The organism is Streptomyces sp. NPDC056480 (assembly GCF_042795405.1).
Taxonomy (GTDB): Bacteria; Actinomycetota; Actinomycetes; order Streptomycetales; family Streptomycetaceae; genus Streptomyces.
The window spans coordinates 1-20496 of the sequence record NZ_JBHTSA010000139.1; the positions used below are offsets into that span (position 1 = coordinate 1).

The 20496-nt window shown below is 71.5% G+C and carries 20 protein-coding genes and 1 tRNA gene; 15 read left to right on the plus strand and 6 right to left on the minus strand.

Going from position 1 to position 20496, the window contains the following annotated elements:
- Positions 1 to 48: 48 nt before the first annotated feature.
- Positions 49 to 291 (minus strand): mycoredoxin, encoded by a 243-nt coding sequence (locus tag ACFQ79_RS35480; protein ID WP_073912119.1) that lies wholly within the window; start codon positions 289 to 291, stop codon positions 49 to 51.
- A gap of 147 nt (positions 292 to 438) precedes the next feature.
- On the opposite strand from ACFQ79_RS35480, the gene ACFQ79_RS35485 reads away from it, so the two are divergent.
- The 5 genes from ACFQ79_RS35485 (at position 439) to ACFQ79_RS35505 (ending at position 4315) form a co-directional block, all read left to right on the plus strand.
- Entirely contained in the window at positions 439 to 2616 is a 2178-nt protein-coding gene (locus ACFQ79_RS35485; RefSeq protein ID WP_383591104.1) for an ATP-dependent DNA helicase UvrD2, read from the plus strand.
- Positions 2617 to 2789: 173 nt separating this feature from the next.
- Positions 2790 to 3143, plus strand: coding sequence for a hypothetical protein (locus ACFQ79_RS35490; RefSeq protein ID WP_383591107.1), 354 nt, complete (start codon positions 2790 to 2792; stop codon positions 3141 to 3143).
- 173 nt (positions 3144 to 3316) lie between these two features.
- Complete coding sequence (locus ACFQ79_RS35495) at positions 3317 to 3688, plus strand: WhiB family transcriptional regulator (protein ID WP_209496707.1); 372 nt, start codon at positions 3317 to 3319, stop codon at positions 3686 to 3688.
- Positions 3685 to 4008: a hypothetical protein gene (locus tag ACFQ79_RS35500; protein WP_055600983.1), complete on the plus strand. Its 324-nt coding sequence runs from the start codon at positions 3685 to 3687 to the stop codon at positions 4006 to 4008. The genes ACFQ79_RS35495 and ACFQ79_RS35500 overlap by 4 nt, the downstream gene beginning before the upstream one ends.
- Positions 4009 to 4132: 124 nt before the next feature.
- Positions 4133 to 4315, plus strand: coding sequence for a hypothetical protein (locus ACFQ79_RS35505; protein WP_055600984.1), 183 nt, complete (start codon positions 4133 to 4135; stop codon positions 4313 to 4315).
- 4 nt (positions 4316 to 4319) lie between these two features.
- Here the strand turns inward: ACFQ79_RS35505 and ACFQ79_RS35510 are convergent, their stop codons facing one another.
- Entirely contained in the window at positions 4320 to 5669 is a 1350-nt protein-coding gene (locus ACFQ79_RS35510) for an ABC1 kinase family protein (protein WP_383591110.1), read from the minus strand.
- Between the two features lie 68 nt (positions 5670 to 5737).
- Positions 5738 to 6877, minus strand: coding sequence for a ThiF family adenylyltransferase (locus ACFQ79_RS35515; RefSeq protein ID WP_383591113.1), 1140 nt, complete (start codon positions 6875 to 6877; stop codon positions 5738 to 5740).
- A 213-nt stretch (positions 6878 to 7090) separates the two neighbouring features.
- Here ACFQ79_RS35515 and ACFQ79_RS35520 point away from each other — a divergent pair, with 213 nt between their 5' ends.
- The 4 genes from ACFQ79_RS35520 (at position 7091) to ACFQ79_RS35535 (ending at position 10983) form a co-directional block, all read left to right on the plus strand.
- Entirely contained in the window at positions 7091 to 7666 is a 576-nt protein-coding gene (locus tag ACFQ79_RS35520) for a M48 family metallopeptidase (protein ID WP_187622408.1), read from the plus strand.
- Between the two features lie 179 nt (positions 7667 to 7845).
- Positions 7846 to 9513: a TerD family protein gene (locus tag ACFQ79_RS35525; protein WP_383591116.1), complete on the plus strand. Its 1668-nt coding sequence runs from the start codon at positions 7846 to 7848 to the stop codon at positions 9511 to 9513.
- A gap of 14 nt (positions 9514 to 9527) precedes the next feature.
- Positions 9528 to 10208, plus strand: a complete 681-nt coding sequence (locus ACFQ79_RS35530) for an AIM24 family protein (RefSeq protein WP_030320784.1) — start codon at positions 9528 to 9530, stop codon at positions 10206 to 10208.
- A gap of 19 nt (positions 10209 to 10227) precedes the next feature.
- Positions 10228 to 10983, plus strand: a complete 756-nt coding sequence (locus ACFQ79_RS35535; RefSeq protein WP_383591119.1) for an AIM24 family protein — start codon at positions 10228 to 10230, stop codon at positions 10981 to 10983.
- Positions 10984 to 11040: 57 nt separating this feature from the next.
- Here ACFQ79_RS35535 and ACFQ79_RS35540 read toward each other — a convergent pair whose 3' ends face one another.
- Both ACFQ79_RS35540 and ACFQ79_RS35545 read right to left on the minus strand, forming a co-directional pair.
- Positions 11041 to 11565, minus strand: coding sequence for an NUDIX hydrolase (locus ACFQ79_RS35540; protein ID WP_383591121.1), 525 nt, complete (start codon positions 11563 to 11565; stop codon positions 11041 to 11043).
- Positions 11562 to 13004, minus strand: a complete 1443-nt coding sequence (locus ACFQ79_RS35545; protein ID WP_383591124.1) for a zinc-dependent metalloprotease — start codon at positions 13002 to 13004, stop codon at positions 11562 to 11564. The genes ACFQ79_RS35540 and ACFQ79_RS35545 overlap by 4 nt, the downstream gene beginning before the upstream one ends.
- Positions 13005 to 13218: 214 nt before the next feature.
- Here ACFQ79_RS35545 and ACFQ79_RS35550 point away from each other — a divergent pair, with 214 nt between their 5' ends.
- From ACFQ79_RS35550 to ACFQ79_RS35565, 4 genes are all read left to right on the plus strand, one after another.
- Complete coding sequence (locus tag ACFQ79_RS35550; protein ID WP_266969074.1) at positions 13219 to 14328, plus strand: SDR family oxidoreductase; 1110 nt, start codon at positions 13219 to 13221, stop codon at positions 14326 to 14328.
- A gap of 156 nt (positions 14329 to 14484) precedes the next feature.
- Positions 14485 to 14949 carry a molybdenum cofactor biosynthesis protein MoaE gene (locus ACFQ79_RS35555; protein WP_383591127.1) on the plus strand — a complete coding sequence of 155 codons (465 nt, stop codon included), beginning with the start codon at positions 14485 to 14487 and terminating at the stop codon, positions 14947 to 14949.
- A gap of 386 nt (positions 14950 to 15335) precedes the next feature.
- Positions 15336 to 15470, plus strand: coding sequence for a hypothetical protein (locus ACFQ79_RS35560; RefSeq protein WP_374115399.1), 135 nt, complete (start codon positions 15336 to 15338; stop codon positions 15468 to 15470).
- Between the two features lie 66 nt (positions 15471 to 15536).
- Positions 15537 to 16625, plus strand: a complete 1089-nt coding sequence (locus ACFQ79_RS35565; protein ID WP_383591130.1) for a PDZ domain-containing protein — start codon at positions 15537 to 15539, stop codon at positions 16623 to 16625.
- A gap of 129 nt (positions 16626 to 16754) precedes the next feature.
- Here ACFQ79_RS35565 and ACFQ79_RS35570 read toward each other — a convergent pair whose 3' ends face one another.
- Complete coding sequence (locus tag ACFQ79_RS35570; protein WP_329282812.1) at positions 16755 to 17306, minus strand: PPA1309 family protein; 552 nt, start codon at positions 17304 to 17306, stop codon at positions 16755 to 16757.
- Positions 17307 to 17441: 135 nt separating this feature from the next.
- Between ACFQ79_RS35570 and ACFQ79_RS35575 the strand changes: the two genes are divergently transcribed.
- Both ACFQ79_RS35575 and ACFQ79_RS35580 read left to right on the plus strand, forming a co-directional pair.
- Positions 17442 to 20345: a UPF0182 family protein gene (locus ACFQ79_RS35575; RefSeq protein WP_383591133.1), complete on the plus strand. Its 2904-nt coding sequence runs from the start codon at positions 17442 to 17444 to the stop codon at positions 20343 to 20345.
- 45 nt (positions 20346 to 20390) lie between these two features.
- Positions 20391 to 20464 (plus strand) — tRNA-Met (locus ACFQ79_RS35580).
- The last annotated feature ends 32 nt before the right edge of the window (positions 20465 to 20496 follow it).

The following is a 20496-nucleotide window of genomic DNA, read 5'->3' on the forward strand; positions in this document are numbered from 1 at the left end:
GGTGAGACGACCGGCCGGGGGTTCCGTGCGTGCGGGGGGCCGGGTGGCTCAGACGCTGAGCGCCTGCTTCACCTGGGCGAGGCTCGGGTTCGTCAGGGTCGAACCGTCCGGGAAGAGGACGGTCGGAACGGTCTGGTTTCCGCCGTTCGCCTTCTCGACGAAGGCCGCCGAGTCGGGGTCCTGCTCGATGTTGATCTCCGTGTACGCGATGCCCTCGCGGTCCATCTGGCTCTTCAGCCGACGGCAGTAGCCGCACCACGTGGTGCTGTACATCGTCACAGTGCCCTGCATGGCGAGGCGCTCCTCTTGGTTCGCTGACGGGTGCCGAGAGCAAGAACGTACGCCGTGTCCCGGCCATTCCCGGAATTCGTATGACCGCGGACGCCGCCTGTGGACAAGCCTCCGCGGTGAGCTCGGCGGACCTGGCAGCATTGGGGGGTGACAGCAGCAACGCACTCCACTCTCTTCCCGCAGGTACCGGAGACGGCCGACGCGGTGCTCGACGGGCTCGACCCGGAGCAGCGCGAGGTCGCCCTGGCCCTGACCGGCCCGGTGTGCGTCCTGGCGGGCGCCGGCACGGGCAAGACGCGGGCGATCACCCACCGCATCGCGTACGGGGTGCGGTCGGGCAGACTCCAGCCCGCCAGTGTGCTGGCCGTCACCTTCACCAACCGCGCCGCGGGCGAGATGCGCGGCAGGCTCCGGCAGCTCGGCGCGGGCGGGGTCCAGGCGCGCACGTTCCACTCCGCGGCCCTCCGTCAGCTCCAGTTCTTCTGGCCGAAAGCCGTCGGTGGCGATCTGCCCCGGCTCCTGGAGCGGAAGATCCAGCTGGTCGCCGACGCCGCAGCCCGCTGCCGGGTCCGGCTCGACCGGAACGAGCTGCGGGACGTCACCGGCGAGATCGAGTGGGCCAAGGTCACCCAGACCGTCCCCGCCGACTACCCGGCCGTCGTCGCCAAGGCCCACCGGGACGCCCCCCGCGACCCGGCGGAGATCAGCCAGATCTACGCGATGTACGAGCAGCTGAAGCGCGACCGCTCGGTGATCGACTTCGAGGACGTGCTGCTGCTCACCGTCGGCATCCTCCAGGACCGGCACGACATCGCCGACCAGATCCGCAGCCAGTACCAGCACTTCGTGGTGGACGAGTACCAGGACGTCTCCCCGCTCCAGCAGCGGCTGCTCGACCTGTGGCTCGGCGACCGCGACAACCTGTGCGTCGTCGGCGACGCGAGCCAGACGATCTACTCCTTCACCGGGGCCACCCCCGACCACCTGCTGAACTTCCGCACCCGCCACCCGGGGGCCACGGTGGTCAAGCTGGTCCGCGACTACCGCTCGACCCCCCAGGTCGTCCACCTCGCCAACGGACTGCTCAGCCAGGCCCGCGGCCGGGCCGCCGAGCACCGCCTGGAGCTGATCTCCCAGCGCGACCCCGGCCCCGATCCCGTCTACACGGAGTACGCGGACGAGCCGACCGAGGCCGAGGGCACCGCGCGCCGCATCCGGGACCTCATCGCCGCCGGCGTCCCGGCCGGCGAGATCGCCGTCCTCTACCGGATCAACGCCCAGTCCGAGGTGTACGAGCAGGCCCTCGCCGACGCCGGCGTGCCCTACCAGCTGCGCGGCGCCGAGCGCTTCTTCGAGCGCCAGGAGGTACGGGAGGCGGGCATCGCCCTGCGCGGCGCGGCCCGCGCCGGGGGCAACGACTCCCTCCTCGACGACGCCGAGGACCTGCCCGCGCAGGTCAGGGCCGTCCTCTCGACCAAGGGCTGGACCTCGCAGCCGCCCTCGGGCTCCGGGGCCGTCCGTGACCGCTGGGAGTCCCTCGCCGCCCTCGTCCGGCTCGCCGAGGACTTCGCCCGCGCCAGGTCCGGGGCCACCCTCTCCGACCTCGTCGCCGAACTCGACGAGCGGGCCGCCGCGCAGCACGCGCCGACCGTCCAGGGCGTCACCCTCGCCTCGCTGCACTCCGCCAAGGGCCTCGAATGGGACGCCGTCTTCCTGGTCGGCCTCACCGAGGGCATGATGCCGATCACCTACGCCAAGACCGACGAGCAGATCGAGGAGGAGCGGCGCCTGCTGTACGTCGGCGTCACCCGCGCCCGGCTCCACCTCACGCTGTCCTGGGCGCTCTCCCGCTCCCCGGGCGGCCGGGCCTCCCGGCGCCCCAGCCGCTTCCTCAAGGGCCTGCGGCCCGGCTCCGGCTCCCTCGGCACCGTCGCCTCGGGCGGGTCCGGCGCCTTCGAGCGGGGCGCCGCCGCCGGCCGCCGCAAGCCGCGCGGCCCCGTCCTCTGCCGGGTCTGCGGGGCGACCCTCACCGAGGCCGGCGCCATGAAGCTCATGCGCTGCGAGGACTGCCCCTCAGACATGGACGAGGCGCTGTACGAGCGGCTCCGCGACTGGCGTGCCGATCAGGCCAGGGAGCTCGGCCAGCCGGCGTATTGCGTGTTCACCGACAAGACGCTGATGGCCATCGCGGAGCGGGTCCCCGCCAGCGGCGGGGAGCTCTCCTCGATCTCCGGCGTCGGCGCCCGCAAGCTCGACCGCTTCGGCGCCGATGTCCTGGCCATCTGCGCAGGTGGGGACGGCGGGACGGGCCTCGACGACAGTTGAGCGAAACTCGTGGGAAAAATAGTTTGCGCCTGCCCCGTCAAGCCCCATAGGTTCTTAACCACGGAAACAGCGGCTTCTGAGAAGCCCTGTCTCTGTGCTGTACTTGTCCAAATAAACATGAGGGTCCGGCTCGCACCCGAGCCCTCCGAGACGCCGAGAGGAGGCGATTCCACGTGATCAGCAACGTCATTCAGACCAGCACCGCCAGCTTCATCAGCCGTGCCGGCTTCGTCAGCACCGCCAAAATGACCGATCGCTCCGTCGTCTCCGCCTGCTCGCTCGGCCTCTCCGCCTCGGCGTTCATTGGCACCGGTCTGCCCGTCTCCGGCCTTGCCGGTGCCGGTCTGCGACCTGCCGTGGAGCTTCGCAATGAGCGACCGACCAAGGCACTGGAAGCAGGAGCAGCAGGCAAGGCCACGGCCTATGCCTTTGCGGCGACCGGTGCCGGCACCCAGCAGCAGACGACGACGCACGACCACAAGATGTGGGCCTTCCGTGGGCTCGAACCCTGGAGTGATCCAGTCTGATCCATGATCAGACCGGCGCCTTCAGGGCCGCGGAACCCCACCCGGGATCCGCGGCCCTTTTGTTTGTCCCCGAACAGGGACGACGACACGAGGACGCCTCGGGACAGACGCACCCCGGTACCAGCCGAAAACCCGGTCAACAGGCCGGAACGACCAGACGAGGAAAGACCACCGTGCAACTCGAAGCGCACGCCCCGTCCGTACCGCCTTCCGCATCGATCGCCCAGCCCGGCCGCCCCACGGAGGACCCCACTTTGACCCCCCTCAGCACGCTCACCGCGCTCGACGACGCCATCGAGAACCTCGGCGTCCCCGTCCCCTGTCGCGCCTACGACCCCGAGGTCTTCTTCGCGGAGTCCCCGGCCGACGTCGAGTACGCGAAGTCCCTCTGCCGGACCTGCCCCCTCGTGGCCGCCTGCCTCGCCGGCGCCCAGGAGCGGCGCGAGCCGTGGGGCGTCTGGGGCGGCGAGCTCTTCGTCCAGGGCGTGGTCGTCGCCCGCAAGCGGCCCCGTGGCCGTCCGCGCAAGAACCCGGTCGCGGCATGAGCGCCACCGGAACCATCGACCGCCCCCTCACGCACGATCCCCAGAAGCAGGCCCCGATGACCTCTTCCACCAGCGAGCCCGCCGGCTCCGCGACCCCAGTCTTCTTCCCCTCCGCCGCGCCCACCGCGCGTCAGAACAGGACCCGTGAAATGCAACTCGCCCCAGAAGCCCTCGCCCGTGCCCATATGCACGAGCGCCACCGTGAGGCCGACGCGGAACGCCAGGCCGTGCGCCTGGTCGCCGCCCGACGCATGCAGCGCCGCGCCGAGCGCGTCTCGCTGCGCGCCCGCCGCGCGCTGGCCATGGCCGTCATGCACTGACGACCGCCATGCACTGATCAACCCGCGCCCCCCAGGGGCGCCCCCACGGGGGCCGGTCCGAACGGACCGGCCCCCGCGGTGCGTTGTCGGGTCCCCGGCGCTTCGTCGGGTTATCGTCACGAGGGTGAACGACGCCCGTACCCCCGAGGGGCCCCTCGTCTGCGCGCGCTGCGGCAAGACGGCCGACACCCTGCCGCTGACCTGGACCTGCTCGGTGGAGAACGGCCGGCGCAGCTACTTCTGCGAGGACTGCGCCCGCGCCAACATCCGTGCGATCGAAGGACGCCTCGACTCCTCCTGGTGGTGACCCGTCAGTCCGACTCGGCCGCCACGAAGCCCGGCAGCCACTCCTCCAGCTCGTCCCGCAGACGCACCGTCGCGTTCAGCTGGCACAGCACCCCGATGGTGCTCAGCGTCACCCGGTGTATCAGCAGATACGAGGGCGGCAGATTGAGCTGCTTGCCCAACTGGTGGGCGGGGGAGCGCGGGTCGGCGATGCGGGCCGCCTGGGTGCGCATCCAGCCACGGGTGAAGAGGAAGGACTCGGCCTCGGCCGGTTCGATGATCGGCAGCAGGTACTCCAGGACCGCGTCGGGATCGAGCGCCACGGACTTCTTGACGAAGCCGTCCGCCCGCAGCAGCTCGTAGACGGTCTCGGCCTCCCCCTCCAGCGTCATCCGCAGACAGGTGCCGATCGTCTCCGGCAGCCCGCCCGGCAGCCGGTCCACCGTGCCGAAGTCGAGCACCCCGAGCCGCCAGCCCGCCGGGCCCTCGTCCTCGTCGGCGCCCGGCAGCAGCCGGAAGTTCCCCGGGTGCGGGTCGGCGTGCAGCAGACCGGTGCGCGCGGGGCCCGAGAAGAGGAAGCGGGCCAGGAGCTGGCCCGCCCGGTTCCGCTGCTCCTCCGTACCGTCCGCGATCACCTCCGCGAGCGGGATGCCGTCCATCCACTCGGTCACCAGGACCTGATCCGCCCGGTGCACCACCGCGGGCACCAGCACGTCGGGGTCGTCCGCGAACTCCTCCGCGTGCTTCTGCTGGGCCGCCGCCTCCAGGGCGTAGTCCAGCTCCTCCGAGACCCGGTCCCGCATCTCGGCGATCAACGGCTTGATGTCCATGCCCGGAATCAGCGGGCCGAGCAGCCGGGCGAACCGGCTCAGCTGCGTCAGGTCCGAGAGCAGTGCCTCCCCGGCGCCCGGGTACTGCACCTTCACCGCGACCTCGCGCCCGTCGTGCCACACGGCCCGGTGCACCTGCCCGATGGACGCGGCCGCCGCCGGCTTGTCCTCGAACTCCAGGAACAGCTCCCGCCACTCCGCGCCCAGCCGCTCCTCGATGACGGTGTGCACGGTGCGCGTCGGCATCGGCGGCGCCGCGTCCTGGAGCTTCGTCAGGGCCGCCCGGTAGGGCCCGGCCACCTCCTCGGGAAGGGCCGACTCGAAGACGGACAGCGCCTGCCCGAACTTCATGGCCCCGCCCTTGAGCTCACCGAGCACCTTGAACAGCTGCTCGGCCGTGCGCTGCTGGAGCTCGCGGGCGACGAGCTCCGCCGATCTCCCGCCGATCCGCTTGCCCAGGCCCCAGGTGGCCCGGCCCGCGAAGCCGAGCGGCAGGGCCGCCAACTTGGCGGTCCGGGTGACCGCCTTCCGGGGAAGATCAGACATACGCCCCTCCAAAACCCAGACTGCCGTGCCGCGCAGGGCGGTTAACCCTGCCGTGCCGCGCAGGGCCGTTACCCCGCCATTGTGTCCTGCGCGCCTCCGGCTGCCGAGGCGCGCTCCCCCTCTCCGCCGCGCGCCGCCCCGCAGGGGCAGGCCGGATGGGGTCTCGGCCGCTCCGCCCGCCACTCCGACAACGGCAGTGACATCTCCCAGCGGGTACCGGTGCTCGCCGGGAGGTCCCCGTCGAGGAAGGCCAGCGCGTGCGCGGCGGCGAGACCCGCCACCGCCGTCGCGAGACCCAGGTCGCAGGCGGGCAGCGGATGCCGGGCGCCGGAGCGCCACTGGGCGAGCAGCCGGGGCCAGTCCGCCTCCCGGTCCGTCCTCTCCTCCTGAAGACACCGCGCGCACGCCGTGGCGCCGGGCAGGACGAGCGGCCCGACGACTCCCGTCGCCTCCAGGACCCCGGCGTAGAGATGCGGGGTCCCCGTGGTGACCCACCGCTGGGCCGGAAGCGGATCGGGGACGTACGCGCCGAGACCGTCCCGAGGCGTCACCACGACGAGTGACAGCCCGACCCCGCCGGGGCCCTCACCCGGTCCGCCCGGAACACGGGACCTCCGCCAGCGGCCGACCAGCCGGCGGGCCGCCGTCGCGCGGCGCTCGCCGACCGCCTCGGCGGGCAGCCCGCCCGGGGCCGTCTCCCAGGGCTCGACCCGGCCCGAGTCGACGACCTCGACCGAGCCCACGCCCGCCGCCGCGAGCAGCGCCGCCACCATCGCCCCCACCCGCCCCGCGCCCCGGATCTGGACGCGCGCGGCCCGCCGGGCCGCCAGGGTCCGAACCGCCCGATCCGGTTCGGGGTGGACGACGGAGAGCGAGGCGAGGTCGGCGCGGAGCGGATCGAGGGCGCCGTCCACCGCGCCGGCCGTCGGCCCGGGCTTCCCCGGCCGCCCGGTCGAGGCGTCGGCGAGGAGTCCCGCCGACTCGAGCCGTCCGAGCAGCGCGTCGAGGCGACCGGACGGCAGGCCGAGGGTCCTCGCCTCGGTCCGGAGCAGTGCGGTGCCGCGGGTGCCGTCGAGCAGCCCGAGCAGGGTCCCGGTCGCCTGGTCGACCGGATCGAGCACCACCGCGTGCGCGGGGGTCACCCCGAACTGCACGCTGCGAAGACTCCGCCAGGCGCGCCGCAGCGCCGGTTTCACCATCGGATGCATTTCCCCGCCCCCGCATTCATGATCGACAACATCAAGATCGACAACGGCCTTTCGCCGCCCGAGTCGAGAATGCCCTGCCGCCGTGACGGTCGCCGAAAGTTGTCCACAGGCGAGCGGATTAGTCATTCGAATCGTGTGGGGTGTGAGCGGATCGTTGCCGAAACCACTCCGGAGGCGGGACTTCCCCCGCTGACAGCGGGTAACGTCGGGGCCGTGCCCGCCGACCCACAGCGCAGCGTGACCGACAAGCCGCACCGCGGTGCGGGGACGAGTGCGGTCGAGGTCCGCAGAAGCCCACGACGGAGCAGAACCGTCTCGGCCTACCGCGAGGGCGACCGGACCGTCGTGCTCATCCCGGCCCGGATGTCCGAGGCCGAGGAGCGCCGCTGGGTCGGGGTGATGCTGGACAAGCTCGCCGCCCAGGAGAGCCGCAGCGTCCTCGGGGACCGCGAGCTGACCGAGCGGTCGCTGCGGCTGTCCGAGCAGTACTTCGGCGGCCGGGCCCGCCCCAGCTCCGTGCGCTGGGTCACCAACCAGAACACCCGCTGGGGCTCCTGCACCCCCTCCGAGGGCAGCATCCGCCTCTCCCACCGGCTCCAGGGCATGCCCGAGTACGTCGTCGACTACGTCCTCCTGCACGAGCTGGCCCATCTGCTCGTCCCCGGGCACGGCCCCGGCTTCTGGCGGCTCCTCGAGGCGTATCCCCGCACCGAGCGGGCCCGCGGCTACCTGGAGGGCGTGGTCGCCGCCGAGCGCCTGCCGCACCTCCCGGGCGCTCGCGAGGAGTGACGCCGCCGGCTTGTCCGGAATCTCCCCGTCCGCTTGCGGGGAGTGACCCCGACGGCACGCACGCGTGACCGGGGTTTCCCGATTCCGTACCGAAAACGACCTGTGCTGTCTCAATGTCGCACTCAGCGGCTAGCCTGGCGCGAGCATTCGCCATTCGGGATGGGGGACGGTCGTTACGCATGGCCAGGGAATTCCAACGCGGCCACAAGGCCAAGATCAGTGATCTCACAGCGGGTACCGATCTGTACATCGGTGTGCAGATCGCGGCGCCCGGACTGACCTTCGACATCAGCTGTTTCGGACTCGACGCGGACGAGCGGCTCTCCGACGACCGCTACTTCGTCTTCTTCAACCAGCCGAAGACGCCCGAGGAGTCCGTCCAGCTGCTCGGGGCGCAGTCCGGCGACACCGAGTCCTTCCGCGTGACTCTCGACCGCATCCCCGCCAACATCCACAAGCTGTCGTTCACCGCGACCATCGACGGCGCCGGCCAGATGTCGCAGATCGGCCCCGGTCACCTGCGGATCGTGGCGGGCGGCGAAGAGGTCGCGCGGTACGCCTTCACCGGCGCGGAGTTCAGCACCGAGCGCGCGGTGATGCTCGGCGACTTCTACCTCAAGGACGTGTGGCGTTTCGCCGCCGTCGGCCAGGGCTTCGACGGTGGCCTCGACGCGCTCCTGCGGAACTTCGGCGGCGAGGTCGCCGAGGAGGAGCCGGCCGCCCAGCAGCAGGCCGCGCCCGGCTTCGCCCCGCCGCCGCAGGCGACGGCGCCCCCGGCCTTCGGCGCCCCCGCGGCCCCGGCCCCGGCACCCGCCTTCGGCGCACCTCCGGCGCCCGCACCGGCTCCCGCGCCCGCGTTCGGCGCGCCGCCGGCTCCGCCCGCGCCCGTGCCGCCCGCCCAGCCGGTGCACACGGCGCCGACCATGGTGGCGCCGATGGCGCCCGCCCCGGTCCCGCCGCCCGCCCCGGCCCCCGCCCCGTACGGGCAGCAGCCTCCCGGCTACGGCCAGGTCCCCGGACAGCCTCCGGGCCAGTACCCCGGCCAGGTGCCGCCGCAGGCGCCCGGCCAGTACCCCGGTCAGCAGCCGCCGGCGCCCGGCTACGGCCAGGCCGCCCCCGCCCCGTACGGTCAGCAGCCGTCGTACGGCCAGCAGCCCGGCGTCCCGCAGGGTGTCCCGGCGACCGGAGCCGGCCTCGCCGCCGCGCTCGCGCCGTACAAGGAGACCCCCACCGGCGCCCGCTGGACCCCGCAGAACCAGCAGCTCATGCGGGTCGACCTGGCCATGGGCGGCATGCCCGTGCTCGCCCGGCAGGGCTCCATGGTCATGTACCAGGGCAAGGTCGACTTCTCCCACAAGGGCGCCGGCTTCACCGGCCGGATCGTCGGCAACGCCACCGGCCAGGAGATGCAGCTGATGCGCTGCACCGGCCGCGGCCAGCTCTTCCTCGCCGAGGAGGGTGCCCACCTGCACCCGATCGAGCTCCAGGGCGACGGCATCTGCGTCTCCGCGGAGAACGTCCTCGCGTTCGACGAGTCCCTGCAGTACGAGGTGCGCCGCATCGAAGGCCACGGCATCCCCGGCGGCGCCCTGTTCACCATGCAGTTCCAGGGCACCGGCACGGTCGTCGTGAAGACCCACGGCGTGCCCGTGGTGCTGCCCGTCACGCCGACCACCTTCGCCGACTGCAACGCCGTCGTGGCGTGGTCCTCCGCGTCCCAGGTCATCCTCTCCAGCCAGGTGCGGCTCCGCCGCAACGCCTACCCCGGCCACAGCGGAGAGACCGTGAACCTCCAGTTCCGGGGCGCCCCCGGCAACTTCATCGTCGTCCAGCCCTACGAGGTCTGAGGGAGCCCGAAGTCATGAACCAGCAATTCGCGGGCTACGCCCCGACCCCCGTCGCGGCCCGGATGGAGAACCACGGCCGCGCCATGCTCCAGGTGGCCATGGCCTCCGGCCAGGACCTCTACGCCCGGACCGGCTCGATGGTCTCCTACGAGGGCTACATCACCTACGAGCCCAACCCGCCCGCCGCCCGTCAGGTCGCCCAGCAGTGGGTCACCGGCGAGGGCGCGCCCATCATGAAGTGCTCCGGCGACGGACTGCTCTACCTCGCCGACTACGGCGCCGACGTCGTCGTGATCAACCTGCAGAACGACTCGATCTCGGTCAACGGCACCAACCTGCTCGCCTTCGACGCGCACCTCCAGTGGGGCGTCGAGCGGGTCAAGGGACTCGCCAAGTTCGCAGGCCAGGGCCTGTTCAACGTCGAGATCGCCGGCACCGGCTGGGTCGCCCTGACCTCGCGCGGCACCCCGATCGTCGTCGACTGCGGCCGCGGCGACGACGAGACGTACGTCGACCCCGACGCGCTCGTCGCCTGGTCGCCGTCGCTCAAGGTCAAGGGCAAGCGCAGCTTCAAGGCGTCCTCCCTCATCGGGCGGGGCAGCGGCGAGGCATTCCAGATGGCCTTCTCGGGCCAGGGCATCGTCGTCGTACAGCCGAGCGAGGACAGCACCGACCGCCTGCGGGTCCGGGGCTGAGGGGGAGCGAGAACACACCATGCAGAGCCCGCTTTTCAACCACGCCGAACAGCAGAGCCAGGAGCGGTACGTCATCCAGAACCCGCAGCTCCTGCGGGTCAGCCTCACCGGGCAGGACGACATCCTGGCCCGCAAGGGCGCCATGGTCGCGTACCAGGGACTCGTCGACTTCGACGGCGAGTACAAGACCCCCGGCCAGCGCCGGGCCCAGGCCCGCACCGGCGAGGGCCTCGACCTGATGCGCTGCTCCGGCCAGGGCACGGTCTACTTCGCCAACCTCGCCCAGTACGTCCACGTCGTGGACGTCGAGCAGGAGGGCCTGACCGTCGACAGCGCCTACGTCCTGGCGCTCGACTCGACCCTCCACACCGAGGTCATCGCCGTCGACAGCCAGTACGGCGTCTCCGGCACCGGCAAGTACCAGCTCAACATCTCCGGCCGCGGCAAGGTCGCCCTGATGACCTCGGGGCAGCCGCTGATGATGCAGGTCACGCCCGAGAAGTACGTGAGCGTCGACGCGGACGCCATCGTCGCCTGGTCCACCGGGCTGCGCGTCCAGATGCAGGCGCAGACGCACAGCTCCAGCGTCCGCACCCGCCGCGGCAACACCGGCGAGGGCTGGGAACTCAGCTTCCTCGGCCAGGGCTTCGCGCTCGTCCAGCCCAGCGAGGTCATGCCCCCGCAGAACGCGGCCATCGGCCAGGGCATCGCCGCCCAGTTCGGCGCCGGACAGCACGGATCCCACGCCCAGAACCAGAACAACGCCTGGAACTAGGCACCGGACGGACGTGAGGGGCGGTCGGCATGCCGACCGCCCCTCACGCGCGCGTCCCTACGCGAGCCGCGCCAGCGTGCTCTCCAGGAGACGGACCACCGACGTGTCCGCCACGCCCGCCACCTCCTCGTACGTGAACCAGCGCAGGTCCAGCGACTCCTCGCTGATCTGCTCCACCGCACCGGCCGGGGCCAGCGCCGCGTACTGCACGTCCAGGTGCCAGTGGCAGGGCGCCGGGATCGGATGCCGGTCGAGCCGCACCGGGCCGCCCGGCAGCAGGGTCAGTCCCGTGACCCCCGACTCCTCGGCGGCCTCCCGCAGCGCGGCCGCCTCGACCGTCGCGTCACCCGCCTCGCAGTGACCGCCCATCTGCAGCCACATGCCCAGCTTCTTGTGCAGGGTGAGCAGCACCCGCCCGCCGGCGGGGTCGACCACCAGCGCGCTGGACGTCAGATGCCCGGCCTCGCAGGGCTTGTACATGCCGTCCGGATGCGCGTCCAGGTGTGCCAGATACCGGTCGCGCAGCTCCGGCTGGTCCTCGTACCCCTTGAGGACGAGGACCGCGTCGTCGTGCAGCGTCACTCCTTGCCGTCCCCGTCTTCCGGGGCGTCGCCCTTGGCCGCCTCGCCGAGCATCTTGTCGATCTCGGAGAAGTCGAGGTGCTCGCGGTGCACGAAGCCGTCCGGGTCGTCCAGGTCGGTCGCCGTCGGCAGCATGTCCGGGTGCTCCCACAGACCGTCACGGCCGTCGACCCCGCGCGCGTCGGTCAGCGACGCCCAGAGGCGCGCCGCGTCCCGCAGCCGCCGCGGCCGCAGCTCGAGACCGATCAGCGTGGCGAAGGTCTGCTCGGCGGGACCGCCCGAGGCCCGGCGCCTGCGCAGCGTCTCGCGGAGCGCGTCCGCCGACGTCAGGCGCGACTTGGCGGCCTCGTGGACCACCGCGTCCACCCAGCCCTCGACCAGGGCGAGCGCTGTCTCCAGACGGGCCAGGGCCGCCTTCTGCTCCGGGGTGTCCTCCGGCTGGAACATGCCCTGCTGGAGGGCCTCCTGAAGCTGCTCCGGGTGCGTCGGGTCGAGCTGGCCCACCGCCTCCTCAAGCTTCGAGGTGTCGACCTTGATCCCCCGCGCGTACCCCTCGACCGCGCCGAACAGATGCGCGCGCAGCCACGGCACGTGGGCGAAGAGACGCTGGTGCGCGGCCTCGCGCAGCGCCAGGTAGAGCCGCACCTCGTCGGAGGGCACGCCCAGGTCCTTGCCGAAGGCCTCGATGTTCAGCGGCAGCAGCGCGGCCCGGCCCGCGGGCCCGAGCGGCAGACCGACATCGGTCGAGCCGACGACCTCACCGGCGAGCGCGCCGACGGCCTGCCCGATCTGCTGGCCGAACATGGCGCCGCCCATGGAGCGCATCATGCCGATCAGCGGGCCCGCCATGGCCTGCATCTCCTCCGGCAGGACGTCGCCCATCGCCGAGCCGACCCGCTCGGCGACCGGGTCGACGAGCTGCTGCCACGCCGGCAGCGTCGCCTCGACCCACTCCGCGCGGCTCCACGCCACGGCCGTGCTCGCGCCCGAGGGCAGCGAGGTCACGCCGTCAAGCCACAGGTCGGCGAGGCGCACGGCCTCCTGGACCGCGGCCTTCTCCGCCGGGCCCACGCTGGCGTCCTTGGTGCCGTCGGCGGTGCCCTGGGCCACCACCTGGCGCGCGATCTGCTTCGCCATGTCCCAGTTCACGGGACCGCCCTCGTAGCTCAGCATCTGGCCGAGCTGCTGGAAGGCCGCACCGAGATCGTTGGGGTTGAGCGAGCCGAACATCGCCGCGAACGGATTGTCCGCGCCGCTCTGACCGCCCGGCCCGCCCATGCCGGGCAGCCCGCCGAAGCCGAACGGGTTCGCCCCGAACGGATTGCCGCCGCCCTGGCCCCCGGACCCCTGGCCACCTCCGGCGGGGTCCTTCTTCTTGCCCTCGTCGCCGTTCTCCGGCTCCTCCGGCGGAAGGCCGAATCCGAATGGGGTGTCACTCACAGGTTTCCTCGGCTCGTAGGGCCGCCGGCCTCCTGCCGACGGCGACTGCCCGACCAGGGCCTGTCCAGACAGGCCCCGCACACCACCAGCGTAGACATCCGGGCCGGAAATGGGCTCGGTGCTCCGCCGGGCCGTGCCCTGCGGCAGGATGGACGCCACCTGGTCCGTACGCGTCATCCGTGTACGTACTGAAGACAACCGCTGGAGACGCCCGGTGAGTTCCCCAGATCCACAGGTTCGCGGAGCGCGAAACCTCTCAACCCGGTCCGCCGCGCGCGGCCCCGTCGTCGCGGTCACCGGTGCCGCTTCCGGCGTCGGCGACCTGCTGACGAGGCGCCTCGCCGCGTCCGACGAGATCAAGAAGGTCGTCGCCATCGACGAGCGCCGGGGCGAGGTCGCCGAGGCGCAGTGGCACATCCTCGACGTGCGCGACCCGGCCATCGCCGAGAAGCTGCGCGGCGCGGACGTCGTCGTGCACCTCGCCGTCGATCTCGACCTGGAGACCGACCCCGCCGCCCGGACGGCCTACAACGTGCGCGGAACGCAGACCGTGCTGACCGCCGCGGCCGCGGCCGGGGTCCACCGGGTGGTGCTGTGCACCTCCGCGATGGTCTACGGCGCGCTGCCCGACAACGACATCCCGCTCTCCGAGGACGCCGAGCTCAGGGCCACGGCGGAGGCCACCGGCGTGGGCGACATGCTGGAGATCGAGCGCCTCGGCCGCCGGGCCCCGCGCGCGCACCCCGGCCTCAACGTCACCGTGGTCCGCCCGGCCGTCCTCGTCGGCGGTACGGACACGGCGCTGACCCGCTACTTCGAGTCGCCCCGGCTGCTCGTCGTCGCCGGCTCCCGGCCCACCTGGCAGTTCTGCCACGTGGAGGACCTGGTCAGCGCCCTGGAGTACGCGGCCCTCGAGAAGGTCGAGGGGGAGTTCGCGGTCGGCTGCGAGGGCTGGCTGGAGCAGGAGGAGGTCGAGGAGCTCTCCGGGATCCGGCGCATGGAGCTGCCCTCCGCCGTGGCCCTCGGCGCGGCGGCCCGGCTCCACCGGATCGGCCTCACCCCGTCCCCGGCGGGCGACCTCGCGTACACGATGCACCCGTGGGTGGTCAGCGTCGGACGCCTGCACGACGCCGGCTGGCGGCCGAAGTGGACGAACGAGGAGGTCCTCGCGGCGCTCCTGGAGGAGGTCGAGGGCCGTCACACGGTCGCCGGCCGCCGGCTGGGTCGCAAGGACGCCACGGCGGCGGGCGCGGCCGGTGCGACGGTGGCCCTGCTGGGTACGGCGGCGCTCGTCCGGCAGATGCGGAAGCGGCGGGGGATCTGACCGGGGCGGGGGCCGGCGTACCCGGCAGGACCCCGCGGCCCGCAGGACTCCGCTGCCTGGGGACCCCGCGGCCTGTAGGACCCTCCTACGGAGGCCGTCGACGACCGGTCGAAACCGCTATTCCGGGATCTCGCGCGCGTACGGCACGATGGACGCATGGCACCGACGTCGTTTGACCACCCCGGCGAGCAGGCCGCCGCCGACCCGATCAAGCTCCTCGCGATCCGGGAGACCCCGCTCTCCCTCGACGAGGTCTTCCGGGCGGTCGGGGACGACGCCTCCGGCGGCACCACGCTCTTCGTGGGCACCGTGCGCAACCACGACGGCGGCGCCGACGTCGACGGTCTCGGCTACTCCTGCCACCCCACCGCCGAGGCGGAGCTGCGCCGGGTCGCGGAGAAGGTCGTCGCCAACTACCCGGTCCGCGCGCTGGCCGCAGTCCACCGGGTGGGCGACCTGGTCGTGGGAGACATCGCGGTGGTCGTGGCCGTCTCCTGCCCGCACCGCGGCGAGGCCTTCGAGGCCTGCCGCAAGCTCATCGACGACCTCAAGCACGAGGTCCCCATCTGGAAGCACCAGACCTTCTCGGACGGCACAGAGGAGTGGGTGGGAGCCTGCTGAGACCCGCCACCCCCTGGCTGGGGGTCCCCCCGGCCGAAGGCTGGGGGAGGGTGGGAGCCTGCTGAGACCCGCCACCCCCTGGCTGGGGGTCCCCCGGCCGAAGGCTGGGGGAGGGTGGGAGCCTGCTGAGGCCCTCAGGGGACCCCCACCCGCGCGCGTCGCGGCGGCAAGCCGACGCGCCGACGGGGCGTAGCCGAACGCCCGATTTGCGTAACCGCCCCCCAGGCGCGAGCGTTGACCTCACAGATGACACAGTCTGCTGATCAACTCACTGGGGATGGGAGGTCGGGATGGCAGCGCTGGCCTGGTTGCTGATTCCGCTTTTCGCAGTCGTCGGCGCGGCGATATGGGGAAGCTGGGCTTCGAGGAACAAGACGATAGGTGACGTGGCCGAACTCGCCGGCTACGCACGCTTCCGGGACGCGATGGAACGCGCCCACACCACGACCCCCGATTCCGCTCGTGCCGAGCGCGAACCGGCCGCGGCCGCGGGCGGTGCCGCCACCTCGCCGTCGAGCTGACGCCGGCCCGCCTCGTACGGACCGCCCCAGGGGTGCACCCACAGGCGAGTCCCGTACTGTCGTTCCATGCCACGCCGCACCGCGACGATGCTCGCCTCCACCCTGGTCCTGATCTGTCTGCTCATCGCGGGCGTCCTGATCCCGGTGCCGTACGCGGAGATGAGCCCCGGCCCCACGGTCAACACCCTCGGCGAGGCCAGGGGAGAGCCCGTCCTGCACATCGAGGGACGCAAGACCTACCCGACCGACGGACACCTCAACATGACGACGGTCCGCGTCACGAGCGCGGACTACAAGATGAACGCCGTCGAGGCCGTGTACGGCTGGCTGGCCCACGACAACGTGGTGGTGCCCCACGACACGCTCTACCCGGACGGCAAGACCGAGGAGGAGTCGAGCCAGGAGAACGCCGAGGAGTTCAGCCAGTCCCAGGAGAGCGCCAAGGTGGCCGCCCTCAAGGAGCTGAACATCCCGGTCGTCTCCCGCGTGGTCGTCGGCTCCGTGATCAAGGGCTCGCCCTCCGAGGGCAAGCTGCACGCCGGTGACGTGATCAAGGCCGTCGACGGGGTGGCGATCACCGCGCAGGCCGATGTGGCCAAGCAGGTCGTGAAGCGGAAGCCCGGTCAGGACGTCGAGTTCACGATCGTCCCCGCCAAGGAGGCGGCGGCCGCCGAGAAGGCCCGCAAGGAGCCCACCGTCACCCGGAAGGTGGTCATCACGACCACCACATCGGAGGAGGGCGACCGGGCCGTCGTCGGCATCCAGGCCGGCACCGACCACGTCTTCCCGTTCACGATCGACATCAACCTGGCCGATGTCGGCGGCCCCAGCGCCGGGCTGATGTTCGCCCTCGGCATCGTCGACAAGCTGACCCCCGAGAGCCTCACCGGCGGCCGTTTCATCGCCGGCACCGGCACCATCGACGACGAGGGCAAGGTCGGCCCGATCGGCGGTATCGAGATGAAGCTCGTCGGCGCGCGCAACGCGGGCGCCCAGTACTTCCTCACCCCGGCCGACAACTGCGAGAACGCCGCGAGGGACACCCCCGACGGGCTCACCCTCGTCAGGGTGGACACCATCGACGACGCCACGAAGTCCCTGGAGAAGCTCCGCGCGGGCGACACGAAGTCCCTGCCGAGCTGCTCGAAGAGCTGAGCCCGCGTCGGTACGCGAGAGTCCGCTGCGGTAGGCGAGAATCCGCGTCCGTACGTGAGAGTCCGCGTCCGTACGTGTGAAGGGGCGCCCGGTCACCGACCGGGCGCCCCTTCCGCTGTCGGGCGGAGGTCAGCTCTCGAAGGTCGCCGTCAGTGCCTCGGCCAGGCCCGGCACCAGGTCGGGGCCGGTCAGGACCTCGGTCGCGGTGTCCTTCTCGCGGAGCCGGATCGCCGCCTCGCGGGCACCGCCGCGCAGCACGGCCACGGTCATCCGTACCTCCTGGCGGTCGGGGTGGGCGGCCACCCACTTGGCGAGCTGCTTCTCGTTCAGGCCCTGCGGGACCTGGGCCTCCGCCGACGGGGGCAGCATGAGCCGCTCCACCGTCATGGCGCAGCCGGCCACCCCCGCCGGCCAGGCGATCGTGCCGAGGAATTCGTCGAGGGGCTTCCCGCGCGGCAGCTTCTCCTGCTCGATCGGGGTGTAGGCGGTGGCATCGTCACCCAGGCCCAGCTGGGAGGCGAGCGCGGGTTCCTTGGCGCGCAGCCGTGCGGTGTCGACCAGGGCGAACAGACGGGCCGGCTGGTCCCAGCCGAGGCCCGCCGCGTACTCGTCGATCTCGAGCACCGCGCGGGTGAGGGGGCTCGCGGCCATTGCCGGGCCGGAGGGGGAAACGTTGGACATGACCAATATCCTGCCTCCTCTTCCCCTGAACACGGGAACTAGGTAAAGCCTCAGTAAGTTGCACCATTGGGCTCTACGATCGCGGGGCCTGCTTTCAGACGCATCAACATCGAGGGGCGCACGTTGGCTTTCCAGATGCCGGACCGCGGCGGTAGCCCGTCCGGGCCAAGGATGAGAGTCGGCCGGCCGTCCCGGCGGGCCCGTACCCTGCTCATGACACTCGGGGTGCTGGCCGTTCTGGCCATGGCGTTCGTGATGTTCGCCGGGTTCTGGACGGACTGGCTCTGGTACCGCTCGGTCAAGTACTCGTCCGTGTTCACGACCACGCTGTGGACCAAGATCGGTCTCTTCGCCGTCTTCGGTCTGCTGATGGGGCTCGCCGTCGGCCTGAACATCTGGCTGGCGTACCGGCTGCGGCCGCCGCTCAGCGCGATGTCGCTGGAGCAGCAGAGCCTCGACCGGTACCGGATGGGCCTGGCCCCGTTCAAGAAGTGGGTGCTGCTCGCGGTCACCGCCCTGGTGGCGCTGATCGCCGGCGCCTCCGCCTCGGGCCAGTGGCGCACCTGGCTGATGTGGGTCAACGGCGTGAAGTTCGGCGAGAAGGACCCGCAGTTCGGGCTCGACGTGTCGTTCTACGCGTTCGACCTGCCCTGGTACCGCTTCCTGCTCGCCTTCGGCTTCGCCGCCGTCGTCCTGTCGCTGATCGCCGCCGCGCTCACGCACTACCTGTACGGCGGGCTGCGGATCACCAGCCCGGGCGCGCGTGCCACCGCGGCGGCCACCGGCCACCTCTCGGTGCTGCTCGGCGTCTTCGTGGCGCTGAAGGCCGTGGCGTACTGGCTCGACCGGTACGGCCTGGCGGTGAAGTCGAGCGACTTCAAGGCCACCGGCAACTGGACGGGCCTGCGGTACGTCGACGCCAACGCCTACCTGCCGGCGAAGACCATCCTGTTCTGCATCGCCGCGATCTGCGCCGTGCTGTTCTTCGCCACGCTCTGGCGCCGCACCTGGCAGCTGCCGGTGATCGGCTTCGGTCTGATGGTGCTCTCCGCGATCCTGATCGGCGGCCTGTACCCGGCCATCGTGCAGAAGTTCCAGGTCCAGCCGAACGAGCAGGCCAAGGAAGCGCAGTACATCCAGAAGAACATCGACGCGACCCGCAAGGCGTACGCGATCGACCAGACGAAGCTCGAGAACTACTCGGGCAAGTCGACGGTGAAGGCCAAGGACCAGCTGCGCAGCAACGCCGACTCGGCGGCCAGCTACCGCGTCCTCGACCCGAACATCGTGTCGCCGACGTTCCAGCAGCTGGAGCAGAAGCGGAAGTACTACCAGTTCCCGACCACCCTGGACGTGGACCGGTACGCCGGCAAGGACACCGTCGTCGGTCTCCGTGAGCTCAACATCAAGGGCATCCCGAAGCGGAACTGGATCAACGACCACTTCACCTACACCCACGGCTACGGCGCGATCATGGCCTCGGGCACGCAGACCGACGCCAACGGCTCCCCGATCTTCACCGAGGCCGGTCTGCCGACCACGGGGATGCTCGGCACGTACCAGCAGAAGATCTACTACGGCGAGAAGACCGATCAGTACTCGATCGTCGGCGGCCCGCAGAAGGAGCTGGACTACGAGGAGAACGGCGAGAAGACCACCAGCTACGAGGGCAAGAGCGGGGTCAACCTCTCCAACACCTTCAACCGCGCCGCCTACGCGGTCGCGTTCAGCGAGCCGCAGATCCTCTACTCGGGGGCCATCGGCGAGGGCTCGCGGATCCTCTACAACCGCACGCCCAAGGAGCGCGTCGAGGCCGTCGCACCCTGGCTGACCATCGACGGCGACGCCTACCCGGTGGTCGTCGACGGCCGCATCCAGTGGGTCATCGACGCGTACACGACGACCAACGGCTACCCGTACGCCTCGCGCACCACGCTCGGCGACACCACGGCCGACTCGCTGACCGTCGGCAACCAGCAGCGCGCGGTCGTCGCCCAGCAGAACCAGGTCAACTACATCCGCAACTCGGTGAAGGCCACCGTCGACGCCTACGACGGCACGGTGAACCTCTACCAGTGGGACACCCAGGACCCGGTCCTGAAGACCTGGATGAAGGCGTTCCCGGGCACGGTCAAGGCCAAGTCCGAGATCGGCGGCGACCTGATGAAGCACCTGCGGTACCCGCAGGACATGTTCAAGGTCCAGCGCGAGCTGCTGACCCGCTACCACGTCACCGACCCCGCGCAGTTCTACAGCGGCTCGGACGCCTGGCAGGTGCCGGACGACCCGACCAACAAGGACGGCAACGCGGTCCCGCCGTACTACCTGAGCATGAAGATGCCCGGGGACACGGCGCAGCGCTTCTCGCTGACGACGACGTTCACGCCGAACGGGCGGCCCAACCTGGGCGGCTTCATGGCGGTCGACGCCGATGCCACCAGCAAGGAGTACGGGCAGCTGAGACTGCTGCGGGTCACCGAGGACGTGCCGGGTCCGGCGCAGGTGCAGAGCAAGCTCAACGGTCTGCCCTCGGTCGCCACCTTCGTCCGGGACATGAAGGGCGCCGACTCCGACATCCAGTACGGCAACCTGCTGACCGTCCCGCTCGACGGCGGGTTCCTGTACGTGGAGCCGGTGTACGCCCAGGGACGCAACGCGCTCTACCCGCTCCTGAAGAAGGTCGCGGTGTCGTACGTGGACGCGGACCAGCCGGAGGGTGACACGACCAAGGACACCACGGTGTTCGAGGACAACCTCACCAAGGCGCTCAACGCGGTCTTCGGGGTGGAGGCGCCGACCACGCCGCCGCCCACCTCGCCGACGACCCCGCCGGGCACCACCAACCCGCCGCCGGCGTCCAACGACGCCGCGCTCAAGCAGGCGATCTCGGACGCCCAGAAGGCGTACGACGCGGGCGAGGCGGCTCTGGCGAAGGGCGACTGGACGGCGTACGGCAAGGCCCAGGAGGACCTCCAGGCGGCGCTCGAGCGCGCCGCGGCGGCCGGGGCGAAGCTCAAGACACCGGGATCAAGCGGCTGACCTGAGGTTTTCCACCCCGCGACCGTGGTACGGTTGGTCTACCGACGCGGGGTGGAGCAGCTCGGTAGCTCGCTGGGCTCATAACCCAGAGGTCGCAGGTTCAAATCCTGTCCCCGCTACTCAGAGGACGAGGGCCCGGATCCATAAGGAT

Coding starts and splice junctions, on each gene's coding strand:
- ACFQ79_RS35565 (WP_383591130.1), top strand. CDS start 15,537: ATGCCACGCCGCACCGCGACGATGCTCGCCTCCACCCTGGTCCTGATC.
- ACFQ79_RS35500 (WP_055600983.1), top strand. CDS start 3,685: ATGAGCGCCACCGGAACCATCGACCGCCCCCTCACGCACGATCCCCAG.
- ACFQ79_RS35510 (WP_383591110.1), bottom strand. CDS start 5,669: ATGTCTGATCTTCCCCGGAAGGCGGTCACCCGGACCGCCAAGTTGGCG.
- ACFQ79_RS35575 (WP_383591133.1), top strand. CDS start 17,442: ATGCCGGACCGCGGCGGTAGCCCGTCCGGGCCAAGGATGAGAGTCGGC.
- ACFQ79_RS35535 (WP_383591119.1), top strand. CDS start 10,228: ATGCAGAGCCCGCTTTTCAACCACGCCGAACAGCAGAGCCAGGAGCGG.
- ACFQ79_RS35515 (WP_383591113.1), bottom strand. CDS start 6,877: ATGCATCCGATGGTGAAACCGGCGCTGCGGCGCGCCTGGCGGAGTCTT.
- ACFQ79_RS35555 (WP_383591127.1), top strand. CDS start 14,485: ATGGCACCGACGTCGTTTGACCACCCCGGCGAGCAGGCCGCCGCCGAC.
- ACFQ79_RS35570 (WP_329282812.1), bottom strand. CDS start 17,306: ATGTCCAACGTTTCCCCCTCCGGCCCGGCAATGGCCGCGAGCCCCCTC.
- ACFQ79_RS35525 (WP_383591116.1), top strand. CDS start 7,846: ATGGCCAGGGAATTCCAACGCGGCCACAAGGCCAAGATCAGTGATCTC.
- ACFQ79_RS35530 (WP_030320784.1), top strand. CDS start 9,528: ATGAACCAGCAATTCGCGGGCTACGCCCCGACCCCCGTCGCGGCCCGG.
- ACFQ79_RS35480 (WP_073912119.1), bottom strand. CDS start 291: ATGCAGGGCACTGTGACGATGTACAGCACCACGTGGTGCGGCTACTGC.